This is a genomic window from Microbacterium sp. GQ128 (assembly GCF_059758615.1).
The window spans coordinates 727810-741659 of sequence record NZ_JCAXDY010000002.1 but is presented as its reverse complement, the minus strand read 5'-3'; the positions used below and the strand labels follow the sequence as shown (position 1 = coordinate 741659).

The window sequence follows — 13850 nt, the reverse complement described above, 5'->3', positions numbered from 1 at the left end:
TCGGCTGGCCTCGGCGGCTGCGCCGGAGTAGCGTCCTGGGCATGAGCACTGCAGCACCGACCCCGCATGCCCGCAACGACGACACCCGCTTCTTCGGGCAACCGTGGGCTCTGGTGCACATCTTCGGCGTGGAGATGTGGGAGCGCTTCAGCTTCTACGGCATGCAGGGCATCCTGCTCATCTACCTCTACTTCTCGGTCTCCCAGGGCGGGCTCGGCATCCCCGAGGCGATCGCGGGCGGCATCGTGGGCGCGTACGGAGGGTCGGTCTACCTTTCGACGATCCTCGGCGCCTGGCTCGCCGACCGCCTGTTCGGCGCGGAGCGCGTGCTGTTCGTCAGCGCGATGGTGATCGTGGCGGGCCATCTCGCCCTCGCCCTGCTCCCCGGCGCAGTCGGCGTCGGCGTCGGCCTGGTGCTCGTGGCACTCGGATCCGGAGGGCTCAAGGCGAATGCGACCTCGGTCGTCGGCAGCCTCTACAGCGCCGAAGACCCGCGTCGGGATGCCGGCTTCTCGCTGTTCTACCTCGGCATCAACCTCGGTGCGTTCCTGGGGCCGATCCTCACCGGCATCCTGCAGTCCTCGCTCGGCTTCCACTACGGATTCGGGCTCGCGGCCATCGGGATGACGCTGGGACTCATCCAGTACTCGTTCGGCCGCAAGGCGCTGCCCGCCTCGGCGCGGGAGGTGCCGAACCCGCTTCCGAAGTCCCGCTATCTCCTGGTCGGACTCATCGCCGGTGCCGCGATCGTGCTCATCACCGTCCTGGTGCTCACCGGTGTGATCCGGCCCGACAACCTGGCCACCCTGGTGATCGGCGTCACGGTCGTGGCGGCGGTCGCCTACTTCTCGGTGATCCTCGGCAGCCGTCGCATCGACGCCACCGAACGCTCCCGGGTGTGGGCCTTCCTGCCGCTCTTCATCACCAGCGTCGCGTTCTGGTCGCTGTACCAGCAGCAGTTCACGGTGCTGACGATCTACTCCGACCAGCGCCTGGATCGGAACCTGTTCGGGTTCACGATGCCGGTGTCCTGGGTGCAGTCGATCAACCCGATCTTCATCATCATCCTCTCCGGCGTCTTCGCCGCGATCTGGACCAAGCTGGGCAAGCGTCAACCCTCGACCCCGGTGAAGTTCGCGCTCGCGGCGATCATCATGGGATCGGCGTTCCTGCTGTTCCTGCCGTTCGCCGGCGGAGGGGCGAACTCCACGCCGCTGCTGGCGATCGTCGGAATCCTGTTCGTGTTCACAGTGGCGGAGCTGCTCATCTCGCCGGTCGGGCTGTCGGCCGCCACCAAGCTCGCACCGACCGTGTTCCGCACCCAGATGGTCGCGCTGTTCTTCCTGTCGATCGCGCTCGGCACGGCGATCTCGGGGTGGCTCGTGCAGTTCTACAACCCCGACGACGAGGTGCCGTTCTTCTCGATCCTCGGCGGCATCGCCATCGTCGTCGGCATCGGTCTGCTGCTGAGCGTGAAGCCCGTGCTGAAGCTCATGCGCGGGGTGCGCTGAGCGCCTCCCGCTCTGATCGTGCGATGACGCTCAGGCCGTGAACAGGTAGCCGCGCGCGTTGTCGTACCCGGCGACCTTCAGCCCGCTGCCGAGCAGGCCTTCCATCTGTGCGCGCAGACGCAGGCGCCACTCGTGGGCGGCCTCCGGGTCGGAGACGCGCAGCGCCTCGATGTCGGCCGGGATCTCGAGGGTCTCGACGACCGCATCGTCGGCCGGGGGCTTCGCGATGTCGGCGAGCGCCCACTCGACGTCGAGGCGGTCGCTCTCGTCACCCGCGTCACCGCCGCCGAAGATGCCGTAGCGGTTGACGGAGTACCCGGTCGCGCGCGCGCCCAGCACCGAGAAGAAGAAGTGCGCGTTGCGCGCCACGAGCGGGTCGAACACCCAGGTGATGCGCCCGACATCGCGCGAGAACGCCCACTGCCGCTGGTGCTCCTTGAGCTCGCGACCCCAGCCACGCCCGCGGTACTCCGGCAGCAGCGCCGTGATGTGCGAGTGCATCGCACGCCGGGCGGGCTCGCCGAAGAAGGCGATGGACGCGCCGACCATGCGCTCCTCGTCGCCCTCGCCGTCGAAGAAGCCGACGACATAGTTGCCCGATTGCTGCAGGGCGCGCAGGGTGCCGGCATCCACCACGCGCTGCGGACCCCGGATGGAGTCGAGCAGGCCCTGGGCGTCGAGGATGAGTTCAACGGTGTCGAGGTCACGGATGGTTCGCACGCACCCAGTCTGCCCCTCCTCGGCCGGTTCGGGGAAACGCGACCGCGATCAGACCATCCGCAGCGCGTCGCGATCGAGCTGCGTCGCGGAGGTCAGCCCCGCGAGGCCGAGCGTGATGTCGAGCTCGGCGAGCACGTTCCGGACGACCTCGCGCACGCCCGTCTCTCCGGCGATGCCGAGGCCGTAAGCGTAGGGCCTGCCGAGAGCCACGACGGTCGCGCCCAGCGCGAGGGCGATCACGGCATCCGCTCCGCCGCGCACGCCCGAGTCGAAGACGATCGGCACCCGGCCCGCCACGCGCTCGGCGATCTCGGGCAGCACGTCGAGCGTCGGCACCGACTGATCGATCTGCCGACCGCCATGGTTCGAGATCCAGATGCCGTCGACGCCGGCATCCAGCGCGGCCTGCGCATCGTCGGGATGCACGATGCCCTTCAGGATGATCGGCAGACTCGTCCACTCCCGCGCCTTCGCCAGGTCGCCCCAGGTGAGCGCCGGGGTGGAGAACACGTCGAGGAACGTCTCGACGGCCGCACGCGGCAGCGGTGATCGCAGGTTGTCGCGCAGCGAGCCGCCGCCCGTGAGCGGTGCGCCCTTGCGGGCGATGGTGAGGGCGGCGGCCACCGCCTGGGCGGTGACCTTGACGCCCGGCGCATCGCCCTTCGGAGCGGCAGCGCGCTCGCGCACCAGCTGCTGGAACACCGGATCCGTCGTGTACTGCGCGATCCCCATCCCGCGCGTGAACGGCAGGTACGCGAGATCGAGGTCGCGGGTGCGCCACCCGAGCAGGTGCGTGTCGAGCGTGACGACGATCGCCTCGCATCCGGAGGCTTCGGCGCGGGCGAGCAGCGAGCGGTTGAGGTCGTCCGACGCCGACCAGTAGAGCTGGAACAGACGCGAGCCGTCGGGCGCGGCATCCGCCACCTGCTCCATCGGGAACGACGCCTGGTTCGACAGCGTGTACGGGACGCCGAGGGATGCCGCGGCGCGGGCGACCGCGAGATCCGCATCCGCGTGCGCCATCTCCATCACTCCGAGCGGGGCGAGCAGCAGCGGGGTGGGCCGGGCCCTGCCGAGGAACTCCACGCCGAGGTCGCGAGTCGAGACGTCGCGCAGCGGGCGCGGCCATACCTGCCAGCGGTCGAACGCCCGGCGGTTGGCGGTCATGGTGCGCTCCGCGCCCGCACCCCCGGCGATGTACGCGAAAGCCTCGGCGCTCAGCGCCTTGCGGGCGGCCACCTTCAGAGCCACGGCGTCGATCGGCACCGCAGGGCTCGTGCCGCTGATGCCGGCGCGGTAGATGTCGGACTGGGTACGCCGGGAGATGCCGCGGTGGGCGGCGGGATCGTCCGGAGCGACGCTGCTCGTGACCATCACCACATGGTAGCCAGGGCCCGACGGCCCCGCAGCAGTCGATCGCCGATAGCCTGGGCCGGTGGGTGCGAACGACGACAGAGCCAGGAAGCGCCTCTCCCGAACCCCGCCGAAGTGGGCGATCGTCGCGGTTCTCGCGTTCGCGGGGCTCTGCTCCTCGTTCATGTTCACGCTCGTCGTTCCGCTGCAGGCCGAGCTACCGCAACTGCTGAACGCCTCCCGCGAGGACACGACCTGGGTCGTCACGATCACGCTGCTCGTCGCCGCCGTCGCCACCCCGATCTCGGGCCGTCTCGGTGACATGTACGGCAAGCGCCGGGTGGTGATCGCGCTGCTCGCGATCCTGATCCTCGGCTCGGTCATCGCCGCGGTCTCCGGCTCGATCATCGGCGTCATCATCGGACGAGCGCTCCAGGGCGCCGTGACGGGCGTCGTCCCCCTCGGCATCGCGATCATGCGCGACGTGCTGCCGCCCGAACGGCTCGGCACCGCGGTCGCCCTCATGAGCGCCACCATGGGCGTCGGTGGTGCGATCGGCATGCCCGTCGCCGCGCTCCTCGCCCAGAACGCCGACTGGCACATGCTGTTCTGGCTCGCCGCAGCGCTCGGCGTGGTCGGCCTCGCGCTCGTGCTGGCCGTGATTCCCGAGGACGTGCTCCGCTCCCCCGGCCGCCTCGACGTGATCGGTGCCGTCGGTCTGGCGATCGGCCTCACCGGCATCCTGCTCTTCGTCTCCCGCGGCGCGCAGTGGGGCTGGACCTCGCCGTTGACGCTCACCTGCATCCTCGGCGGACTCGCGGTGCTGCTGGTGTGGGGCTGGTATCAGCTGCGCACGAAGGACCCGCTGCTGGACCTGCGGGTGGCGGCGCGACCCGCCGTGCTGTTCACGAACATCGCCGCGATCGGCATGGGGTTCGCGCTCTTCGCCTCGAACGTGACGTTCCCGCAGCTGCTCGAGATGCCCGCGGTCGGCGGCGCCGGATTCGGGCTCGACATGCTCGCGGCGTCTCTCGTGATCATGCCCGCCGGCCTCGTGATGATGGTGATCTCACCGCTGTCCGGCTGGTTGGAGCGCACGGTCGGACCGCGGCCGCTGTTCACGGTCGGCGCCGGTGCGATCGTTCTCGCCTACGTGTTCGTGCTGCTGTGGTCTTCCGAGGTGTGGCACATCTTCGTCGCCAACATCTTCATCGGCGTCGGCATCGGCTTCACGTTCGCCGCCATGCCGATGATCATCATGCGGTCCGTGCCCGCGAACGAGACCGGCGCCTCGAACGGCCTGAACGCCCTGTTCCGCTCGGTCGGCACCTCGAGCGCCTCGGCCGTGATGGGCGGCGTGCTCGCCGCGATGAGCATCGACGTCGACGGGGTCGCGGTTCCGACCCGCGCCGCGTTCGAGGTGTGCTTCTGGCTCGCGATCGCCGCCGGCATCATCGCGGTCGTGCTGTCGCTCTTCATCCCGAAGCAGCGCAGCTCCGAGCAGCATCCGTCCCTCCCCGGCTGAGCGCCGCCTCTCCTCCGAGTCACCGGGTGATCGTGCGCGGGTCCGGGTCATCGTGCCGCGGCGGACGCAGCCGGTCCGGGATCGGCCACTCCAGCACGAACTGCGCGGTCGCCGGACGGGTCATGTCTCCGAAGTCGTCGACCTTCACCACGATGCGACCCGGCACACCCTCCTCGTCGGGCGTGACCTCGAGGATGCGCACCCGCAGCGGGCCGTCCCCCTCGCCCTCCAGCATCCACGGGTCCGCGAGCCAGGCGATGCCGTGCTCCTCGAGTGCCACCTCGGCGTCGAGCCATTCGGTCGGGTCGGATGCCGGTCGACCGAGCACATCGACGGCGACCCAGTCATCGCCCGCCGGATGGATCCAGCCGAGCAGCTCTCCGTCGTCACGGCGGTGCGGGGTCCAGTCGGGTTTCGGCATCCCTCGATGCTAGCGAGCACAGGCAACCCGGCGGGATCAGGCCGATTCTTCAGGTTCTCGCCTGTTCTGGCGTGATCGCCTGTTGCGGCGTGCGCGTGACCTCAGTGCGTGTACTCCATGAGCTCGACGCCGAGCACCCGGAAGGCGTCGTGCGCGCGCAGCCGGTGCGTGATCGAGAGGTCGTCGAAGCAGACGATGAGCGAGTAGGCGACGCCGGCGCGCGGCCCCGCCAGCACACCCGCCTCGGCACGCACCCCGCGGTCGCGGCCGGTCTTGTTCACGAACAGCAGCCCGTGTGCGTCGTGATCGTGCGCGAACGGGTCGAGGCCCGTGGATGCCGCGACCAGGCTCAGGTCCTGGTTCAGGCTCAGCCACTCCGACACCTGAGCACTGACCGCGGCATCGACCACCTGCGAATTCACGAGGGCCGAGAAGAGACCGGCGAGTTCACGGGCGGAGCCCACGGCGACCTGAGGGGCGTCGTCGGGCCCGCGGCGGTCGCGGAAGCGGTCGAGCAGGGCCGTACGGCGCAGGCCCAGCGACTCGATGCGCTCGCGCACCCGGTCGTGGCCGACCTTCTGCAGCAGGGCGTTCACGGCGATCGGATCGCCGGCGGTCGCGGCCAGCACGGCGAGGTCCTCGAGCGGCAGAGCCGGGGCGTGCAGATGCCGCCACAGACCGGAGCTCTCGACGGCATCGACGCTCTCGCGCTCGACGATCTCGAACGGGTCGAGGGCACCGCTCTGGAAACCGGCGGCCACCTCGATCAGCAGCGGCACCACACCGAGCCCCGCGACGGGCATGGTCACGTGATCGTCGCCGGCCAGCACGTGCACATGATTGTCGAGGTCGACGACGTGCACCGAGACCTGGGCGCCGGAATCGACCAGTCCCTCCAGCGCACGCAGGGTGGCGGTGAAGGAGCGGCGGCCGAGGGCGGCTCGACGCGGGAGGCGACGACTGGTCCGCTGCGAGCGGCGGCCCGCCGTGGCGGACTCCGGCGCACCGCCGAGAGACTCCGGGGCCGAGGAGTTGCGGAACCCTTCACCAGGCTCGAGAGCGCCCACGCGTGATCCTTAGGAGGGGGGATTTGCAGGATACCGAGGGGAGGCGCTCCCCAGCGGCAGGGATATCGTAACCCCACCGCCGGGGGATGCCTCACCGAGTGCGACGATTGGTCACCAGATGGTCACACGCGATGCTTCGGGAAGCCACAGGGCATCGTTCTCGCTCACGCCGAATGCGTCGTAGAACGCGTCGATGTTGCGCACGATCTGGTTGCAGCGGAACTCGTTCGGCGAGTGCGGGTCGATGGTCAGCAGCCGCAGCGTCTCGGCGTCGCGGCTCTTCTGCTGCCACACCTGCGCCCACGAGAGCAGCAGCCGCTGCACGCCCGTGTATCCGTCGATGACCGGCGCCTCCGCACCGCCGAGCGACAGCTCGTAAGCCTTGAGCGCGATACCGAGACCCCCGAGGTCACCGATGTTCTCGCCGATCGTGAGCGCGCCGTTGACGTGGTGCTCGGCATCCAGCCCCTCGGGCACCAGCGCGTCGTACTGCGCGATGAGCGCTTTGGTGCGCTCCTCGAACGCCGAGCGGTCGGCGTCGGTCCACCAGTCCTGCAGTCGGCCGTCGCCGTCGTAGCGGCTGCCCTGGTCGTCGAAGCCGTGACCGATCTCGTGCCCGATGACCGCTCCGATGCCGCCGTAGTTGGCGGCGGCATCACGGCTCGCGTCGAAGAACGGATACTGCAGGATGGCCGCCGGGAACACGATCTCGTTCATCGAGGGGTTGTAGTACGCGTTGACCATCTGCGGCGGCATGTGCCACTCGAGGCGGTCGATGGGCTTGCCGACCTTGTCGACGTGCCGGTCGTGCTCGAAGGTCGACGCCCGGCGCACATTGCCGAACAGGTCGGTGCGGTCGATCTCGAGACTCGAGTAGTCGCGCCACACCTCGGGGTGGCCGATCTTGGGGGTGAAGGAGTCGAGCTTGGCCAGCGCACGCTCGCGGGTCTCGGCCGTCATCCACTCGAGCTCGGTGATGCTCTGCCGGTAGGCCTCGATCAGGTTCGCGACCAGCTCGTCCATCGCGGCCTTCGCCGTCGGCGGATAGTGCCGCTCGACGTAGACCTTGCCGATCGCCTCGCCGAGCGCGCCCTCGGTGAGCGAGACACCGCGCTTCCAGCGCTCGCGGATCGTCGGGACTCCGGTGAGCTCGGTGCCGTAGAACGAGAAGTTCTCCTGCACCAGATCGTCGGTGAGGTAGGGAGCGGCGGCGTGCACGACCTTGGCCCGCAGCCACGCCTTCCAGTCGTCGAGACGCTCGGGCGTGAGCAGCGATCCGAGCCCCTCGAAGAAGCTGGGCTGCGACACCACGACCTCGTCGAAGGCCGCGGGGTTCGACGGCGAGACCGCCTCGCGCCACGGGGTCAGGTCGACACCGGCGAGCTCCTGCAGCTCGTCCCAGGTCTTGAGGTTGTAGGTCGCCACGGCGTCGCGGCTGCGCACGTTGTCCCAGTGGTGCCCCGCGAGCTCGGTCTCGAGCGCGATGGCACGGTCGGCGTTCGCCGCGGCATCCGGAACCGCGGCGAGGTCGAGCAGCCGCTCGAGGTGCGCGCGGTAGGCGGCCCTGGTGTCGGCGAACGTGTCGAGGCGGAAGTAGCTCTCATCCGGCAGGGACAGACCCGCCTGCATGAGCACCGGCAGGTAGCGCTCCGGGTCGCCCGGGTCGCCGTCGACGTACATGCCGATCACGGCCGCACGGCCGTCGCGGTCGTAGGCGCCGACCGTGCGCAGGAACGCGGGGATGCCGTCGATCGCGTCGACCTCGGCGAGGGTGTCGGCCAGTGGCGCGAGACCGGCGGCATCGATGCGCTCGGTGTCCATGAAGCTCGCGAACAGGTCGCCGATCTTGCGGGCGAGTGTGCCCTCTTCGGCATCCTGCGACTCCTCGATGATCGCCCTGACGTCTTTCTCGGCCTGCTCCGCGAGGAGGTGGAACGAACCCCAGCGCGCCTTGTCGCCCGGGATCTCGGTGCGCGAGAGCCAGGCGCCGTTCACGTGGCGATAGAGGTCGTCCTGCGGGCGGATGTCGGAGCTGAACTCATCAAGGGCGAGGCCCACGGGAAGAACGTCAGTCATGCGCACCAGCCTAGGACGCCCCTCGGACTTCGGCCCGATTCCCTGCGCTTCCCTCGGCCGATCACACTTCGTTCGGCCGGATTCGCGGCATCCGGCCGACCGAAGTGCATTTCACCGCGGGAAGCGCAACGGGCGTCAGCGGCGTCGCCAGCCGAAGCGTCGGCGCCGCGGCTCCGGCACGGGGGCAACCGCCGGTCGCGCAGCCCGACGTTCGCGCCAGGCCACCACCTCGGCATCCACGTCCCGCGGTTCGGTCACGACAGGTGGCCCGCCCTGGAGCTGTCGACGTGCCTCGCGCACGCGCTTGTTGAATTCGTCGAGCACATCGCGCACGTCCGACTCGCGGCCGAGCAGGTCGAGCTGATCGTTCAGCTCCCGGTCCTCGGTGCGCAGCAGGATGGCGGGCGGGCCGAGCCCGGTGAGGTTCTCGGTCTCGATCTTGCGGCGGATCCACCAATCGGGATCGTGGTGCGTGCCGAGCCCCTCCAGCGGCTTGCCCGCACCGGGGAGGTCGTCGAACTCGCCACGACGGATCGCCACCTGGATCGCCGTCTCGATGAAGGCAGCCCTGTCGACGGCGGCGCCGGCCCCCGGCGGGACGCCCGACTCCTCGTCCGCATCCTCGGCGTTCTGCTGCTTCGCGCGGTAGCGCGCGGCAGCTTCCCTGGGATCCGTCATGATGCACCTCCGTGGCATCCGATTCCGTTCCACCCTACGACGGCCCTCGGGGGCGCGGACGGCCGAGGTCGGCACCAGGTCATAGGCTCGGAGGATGACCGCGCGCGCCTCCCTCAACCGAGAGATCCTGCGCCTGGCCGTCCCGGCGCTCGGCGCGCTGATCGCGGAGCCCGCGTTCCTGATCGTGGATGCCGCGCTCGTCGGCCACCTCGGCACGACTCCGCTCGCCGGCCTCGGCATCGCGGGAGCCGTGCTGCAGACGATCGTCGGGCTCATGGTGTTCCTCGCCTACTCGACCACTCCGGCGGTCGCGCGTCGTTTCGGGGCCGGACAGCCGGGCGAGGCCGTCTCCGTCGGCATCAACGGGATGTGGCTCGCGCTCGGACTCGGCGCGGTGCTCGCCGTCGTCGGCGCGGTCTCCTCGCCGTGGCTGGTCTCCCTGTTCGGCGCGAGCGAGGCCGTCGCCGCCCAGGCCAACGAGTACCTCGTGATCTCGATGTGGGGCCTGCCGGCCATGCTCATCGTCTTCGCCGCGACCGGGCTGCTGCGCGGCATGCAGGACACCATGACGCCGCTGTGGATCGCCGGGCTCGGTTTCGGCGCGAATGCACTCCTCAACTGGCTCTTCATCTACGGACTCGGGTGGGGCATCGCGGGCTCCGCCGCCGGCACCGTGACGGCGCAGTGGGGCATGGTCGCCGCGTACGCTCTCGTAGTGCGTCGCCTAGCCACCCGCCACAGCGCCTCGCTCCGTGCGCAGCGCGCCGGCATGCGCAGCACGGCGACGTCGGGCGGGTGGCTGTTCCTGCGCACCGTGAGCCTGCGCGTCGCCCTGCTCGCGACCGTGGGCATCGCCACCGGCATCGGCACCGACGAGCTGGCCGGGTGGCAGATCGTGTTCACGATCTTCTCGGCCGCTGCGTTCGCGCTCGATGCCCTGGCGATCGCCGCGCAAGCGCTGATCGGCAAGGAACTCGGCGCGGGTGACGAGAAGCAGGTGCACCGCGTGCTGGCCCGCACCGTGGCCTGGGGAGCGTGGTTCGGCGTGATCGTCGGCGGCCTGATCGCCGCGCTCTCCGGGGTGCTCGGCATCGTGTTCACGGGCTCGGCGGAGATCGCCGCCCTCGTGCAGCCGGCTCTGCTGGTGCTCGCCGTCGCCCAGCCGATCGCCGGGGTGGTCTTCGTGCTCGACGGGGTGCTCATGGGCGCGAACGACGCTCGCTATCTGGCGATCGCCGGTGGCCTGAACCTGGTGCCGTTCCTGCCGGCGCTCTGGATCATCGCCGCGACCGGAGTCGACGGCACCGCCGGGCTCGTCTGGCTCGCGGTCGCGTTCTTCGGCGTCTATCTGCTCGCGCGGCTCGGGACCCTGGGATGGCGCGTGCGCTCGGGGCGCTGGCTCTCCGCCACGGCCTGAGGCCGGGGCGTCTGGAACTGCACCGATCCGCTCCATCGCGACTTCCCCACACCCGCGGGGATCGGCGGAATACTACGCCCCGAAACCCTGGCGCCCTCGACGATGATCGGGGGACACTGAAGGGATGCTGGGGATGACGGAACCACAGGTATGGACTCTGATCGGCGTCTTCGCCGCGGGGATGTTCGGAACCATCACGCTGATCTCGACGATGTTCCTGCGCATGATGCAGAACGGGTTCGATGGCGTGCGGAAAGAGTTCGAAGGCGTGCGGAAAGAGATCGGAAGCGAATTCGCCAGCGTGCGGACGGAGATCCACGCCCTGCACGGGCGCATCGATCATCTGGATCGCGACGTCAACGCGATCTACCGCCACCTCTTCGGCATCGACCGGGGCTGACCGCGCTGTTCAGCCCCGCCGCCCAGCGCGGGCTCAGGCGATCTCGAGTTCCGCGATCACGATCTTCTTCATGTGCATGAGCGCCTGGATCTGCTCCGGCCGCTGCTGCAGCAGGTCGAGCCCGGCGGGAACCACCTGCCAGCTGACGCCGAACCGGTCCTTGCACCAGCCGCACGCCTCCGCCTCCGGCACCGCGGAGAGCGCCTGCCAGTAGCGGTCGATCTCGTCCTGGTCGGCGCACTCGATCACAAAGGAGACGGCCTCGTTGAAGGTGAACTCCGGACCCCCGTCGAGGCAGCCGAATCGCGTGCCGTTCAGAGTGAACTCCCCGTTGATGACCTTCCCCGTCATGCCCTCGAAGTGCTCGCTGAGGTTCTCGTCCGGATAGAAGGTCACGCTGTCGATCGATGAGTTCGGGAACACCGAGACGTAGTACTCCATCGCCTCCTGCGCCCTGTCGGCGAACCAGAGGAACGGGCGGATTGGTGTGACGACTGCCATGTCGACCTCCTTGATCGGCACTCACGCTACGCCCGCAGCCACGGCCTGTCGAGGGGTTCCGGTGGTGATCAGCCGGCGTATCTCCGGCACCACTCGTACATGATCACGGCGGCTGCGGCGCTGGCGTTGATCGAACGCGTCGAGCCGTACTGGGTGATCTCGATGTGGGCGGTTGCGGCGGCGAGCGCCTCGGCGGAGAGCCCCGGTCCTTCCTGGCCGAACAGGAGCGCGCAGCGCTGCGGGAGTTCGGCACGATCCACGGGCACGGCACCCTCGACGTTGTCGACCGCGATGATCGGGATGCCCTCGGCCGCGGCCCATGCAGCGAAGGTCTCGACGTCTTCGTGGTGCACGACGTGCTGGTAGCGGTCGGTGACCATGGCGCCGCGCTTGTTCCACCGCCGGCGACCGATGATGTGCACGGTGTCGGCGAGGAACGCGTTGGCACTGCGCACGATCGACCCGATGTTCATGTCGTGCTGCCAGTTCTCGATGGCGACGTGGAACGGGTGACGCTGCGTGTCGAGGTCGGCGACGATCGCCTCCATCCGCCAGTAGCGGTAGCGGTCGATCACGTTGCGGGTGTCGCCTTCAGCGAGGAGCTCGGGGTCGTACTGCTCACCCTCGGGCCACGCCTCCTCCCCGCCGGGCCAGGGGCCGACACCGTACCCGGGCTGAGCGATCGACCCCGTGCTCACCGCGTCCGCCGGAACGTCGGGGTTCGTGCTGTTCGGCGCGGCGTCATCCATCCCGCCAGGCTATCGCCGCGGGAGGCACCTTCGAATCGCGCAATCGGTCCCATCCAGGCAGCGGATGCAACCAGTCACGCGACTCGAAACATATTTAGGTGTGCCGAAAAATGCGATACGGTTTCGGTGTGCCTAAAAGTTCTTCTGCCGCGATGACCGCCGCCGCCGCATCTCGGGCGAGCGCACCCCGCAGCCTCTGGCTGCTCGGACCCGCCCTCGTCGCCGGTGTCGCGTACCTCGACCCCGGGAACGTCGCCAGCAACATGACCGCCGGGGCGCAGTACGGCTATCTCCTGGTGTGGGTCGTGCTCGCGGGCAACATCATGGCCTGGCTGATCCAGTACCTCTCCGCGAAGCTGGGCGTCGTCACCGGGCAGAGCCTCCCCGAGGCGCTGGGCGCGCGGCTGAAGCGGCCGTGGGCGCGCCGCGCGTACTGGCTGCAGGCCGAGCTCGTCGCGATGGCCACCGACCTCGCTGAGGTCATCGGCGGCGCGGTGGCCCTGAACCTGTTGTTCGACGTGCCGCTGCTGCTGGGCGGACTCATCACCGGCGCGGTCTCGATGATCCTGCTCGCGGTGCAGAGCCGGCGCGGCGCCCGCCCGTTCGAGTTCGTGATCATCGGGCTCATGGCCATCATCACGATCGGCTTCGTGGCCGGCGTCTTCGTCGCACCTCCGGACCCGGCAGGGGTGCTCGGCGGGATGGTTCCGCGCTTCGAAGACACCGGCTCGGTGCTGCTGGCCGCATCCATCCTCGGCGCGACGATCATGCCGCACGCGATCTACGCCCACTCCTCGCTCGCCCGCGACCGCTTCGGCGCCACGACCGCCCACGCCGGCGACGAGGCCGCGCGCACCGAGACCTCGCGCATCCGCCGTCTGCTCACGGCAACCCGCTGGGACGTGTCGATCGCGATGGTGATCGCCGGGTCCGTGAACCTCTGCATCCTGTTGCTCGCCGCCGCGAACCTCGCCGGCGTCGAGGGCACCGACTCGCTCGAGGGCGCACACGCCGCTCTCGCCGCGGGACTCGGTCCGGTCGTGGCGACCTTCTTCGCCGTCGGGCTCCTCGCCTCCGGTCTGGCCTCGACCTCGGTGGGTGCCTACGCGGGTGCCGAGATCATGCACGGCCTGCTGCATGTGCGCATCCCACTGCTCGCCCGCCGTCTGGTCACGCTGATCCCCGCGCTCGTCATCCTCGGCATCGGATTCGATCCGACACTCGCCCTCGTGCTCAGCCAGGTGGTGCTCTCGTTCGGCATCCCGTTCGCGCTGATCCCTCTGGTCGTGCTCACCGCGCAGCGGCGAACCCTCGGCGCCTGGGTCAACCGCCGCTGGACCACGGCCGCCGGCATCCTCGCCTCGGTGCTGCTGATCGCCCTCAACGGAGCCCTGCTCTGGCTCGTGCTGACGGGGGCCTGACCCCGGATAGG

General features: G+C 69.6%; 13 protein-coding genes. 5 read left to right on the top strand and 8 right to left on the bottom strand.

What is annotated here, in order from left to right:
- The first annotated feature begins 41 nt into the window (after nt 1-41).
- Nucleotides 42-1511, top strand: coding sequence for a peptide MFS transporter (locus AC6CHX_RS09580; RefSeq protein ID WP_136041243.1), 1470 nt, complete (start codon nt 42-44; stop codon nt 1509-1511).
- 30 nt (nt 1512-1541) lie between these two features.
- On the opposite strand, the gene AC6CHX_RS09575 is transcribed toward AC6CHX_RS09580, so the two are convergent.
- Together AC6CHX_RS09575 and AC6CHX_RS09570 are read right to left on the bottom strand one after the other, a co-directional pair.
- Nucleotides 1542-2231, bottom strand: a complete 690-nt coding sequence (locus AC6CHX_RS09575) for a GNAT family N-acetyltransferase (RefSeq protein ID WP_136041242.1) — start codon at nt 2229-2231, stop codon at nt 1542-1544.
- Nucleotides 2232-2279: 48 nt separating this feature from the next.
- Entirely contained in the window at nt 2280-3605 is a 1326-nt protein-coding gene (locus AC6CHX_RS09570) for an alpha-hydroxy-acid oxidizing protein (protein WP_498272617.1), read from the bottom strand.
- Between the two features lie 61 nt (nt 3606-3666).
- On the opposite strand from AC6CHX_RS09570, the gene AC6CHX_RS09565 reads away from it, so the two are divergent.
- On the top strand, nt 3667-5109 hold the full coding sequence (locus AC6CHX_RS09565) for an MFS transporter (RefSeq protein ID WP_498272616.1): 1443 nt from the start codon (nt 3667-3669) through the stop codon (nt 5107-5109).
- Between the two features lie 19 nt (nt 5110-5128).
- Here AC6CHX_RS09565 and AC6CHX_RS09560 read toward each other — a convergent pair whose 3' ends face one another.
- The 4 genes from AC6CHX_RS09560 to AC6CHX_RS09545 form a co-directional block, all read right to left on the bottom strand.
- Entirely contained in the window at nt 5129-5530 is a 402-nt protein-coding gene (locus tag AC6CHX_RS09560; protein ID WP_498272615.1) for a hypothetical protein, read from the bottom strand.
- A gap of 101 nt (nt 5531-5631) precedes the next feature.
- On the bottom strand, nt 5632-6597 hold the full coding sequence (locus AC6CHX_RS09555; RefSeq protein WP_136041238.1) for a serine hydrolase: 966 nt from the start codon (nt 6595-6597) through the stop codon (nt 5632-5634).
- 111 nt (nt 6598-6708) lie between these two features.
- A complete protein-coding gene (locus AC6CHX_RS09550; RefSeq protein ID WP_498272614.1) occupies nt 6709-8673 on the bottom strand; it encodes a M13 family metallopeptidase in 1965 nt (654 codons plus the stop codon).
- A 135-nt stretch (nt 8674-8808) separates the two neighbouring features.
- A complete protein-coding gene (locus tag AC6CHX_RS09545; RefSeq protein ID WP_498272613.1) occupies nt 8809-9351 on the bottom strand; it encodes a DnaJ family domain-containing protein in 543 nt (180 codons plus the stop codon).
- Nucleotides 9352-9445: 94 nt separating this feature from the next.
- Between AC6CHX_RS09545 and AC6CHX_RS09540 the strand changes: the two genes are divergently transcribed.
- Nucleotides 9446-10768: an MATE family efflux transporter gene (locus AC6CHX_RS09540; protein ID WP_498272612.1), complete on the top strand. Its 1323-nt coding sequence runs from the start codon at nt 9446-9448 to the stop codon at nt 10766-10768.
- Between the two features lie 133 nt (nt 10769-10901).
- Complete coding sequence (locus AC6CHX_RS09535) at nt 10902-11168, top strand: hypothetical protein (protein ID WP_136041234.1); 267 nt, start codon at nt 10902-10904, stop codon at nt 11166-11168.
- A gap of 33 nt (nt 11169-11201) precedes the next feature.
- Here the strand turns inward: AC6CHX_RS09535 and AC6CHX_RS09530 are convergent, their stop codons facing one another.
- Both AC6CHX_RS09530 and AC6CHX_RS09525 read right to left on the bottom strand, forming a co-directional pair.
- Nucleotides 11202-11669, bottom strand: coding sequence for a VOC family protein (locus AC6CHX_RS09530; RefSeq protein WP_498272611.1), 468 nt, complete (start codon nt 11667-11669; stop codon nt 11202-11204).
- A 68-nt stretch (nt 11670-11737) separates the two neighbouring features.
- Nucleotides 11738-12418 (bottom strand): TrmH family RNA methyltransferase, encoded by a 681-nt coding sequence (locus AC6CHX_RS09525; protein WP_498272610.1) that lies wholly within the window; start codon nt 12416-12418, stop codon nt 11738-11740.
- 152 nt (nt 12419-12570) lie between these two features.
- On the opposite strand from AC6CHX_RS09525, the gene AC6CHX_RS09520 reads away from it, so the two are divergent.
- Nucleotides 12571-13839, top strand: a complete 1269-nt coding sequence (locus tag AC6CHX_RS09520) for an Nramp family divalent metal transporter (RefSeq protein ID WP_498272736.1) — start codon at nt 12571-12573, stop codon at nt 13837-13839.
- The last annotated feature ends 11 nt before the right edge of the window (nt 13840-13850 follow it).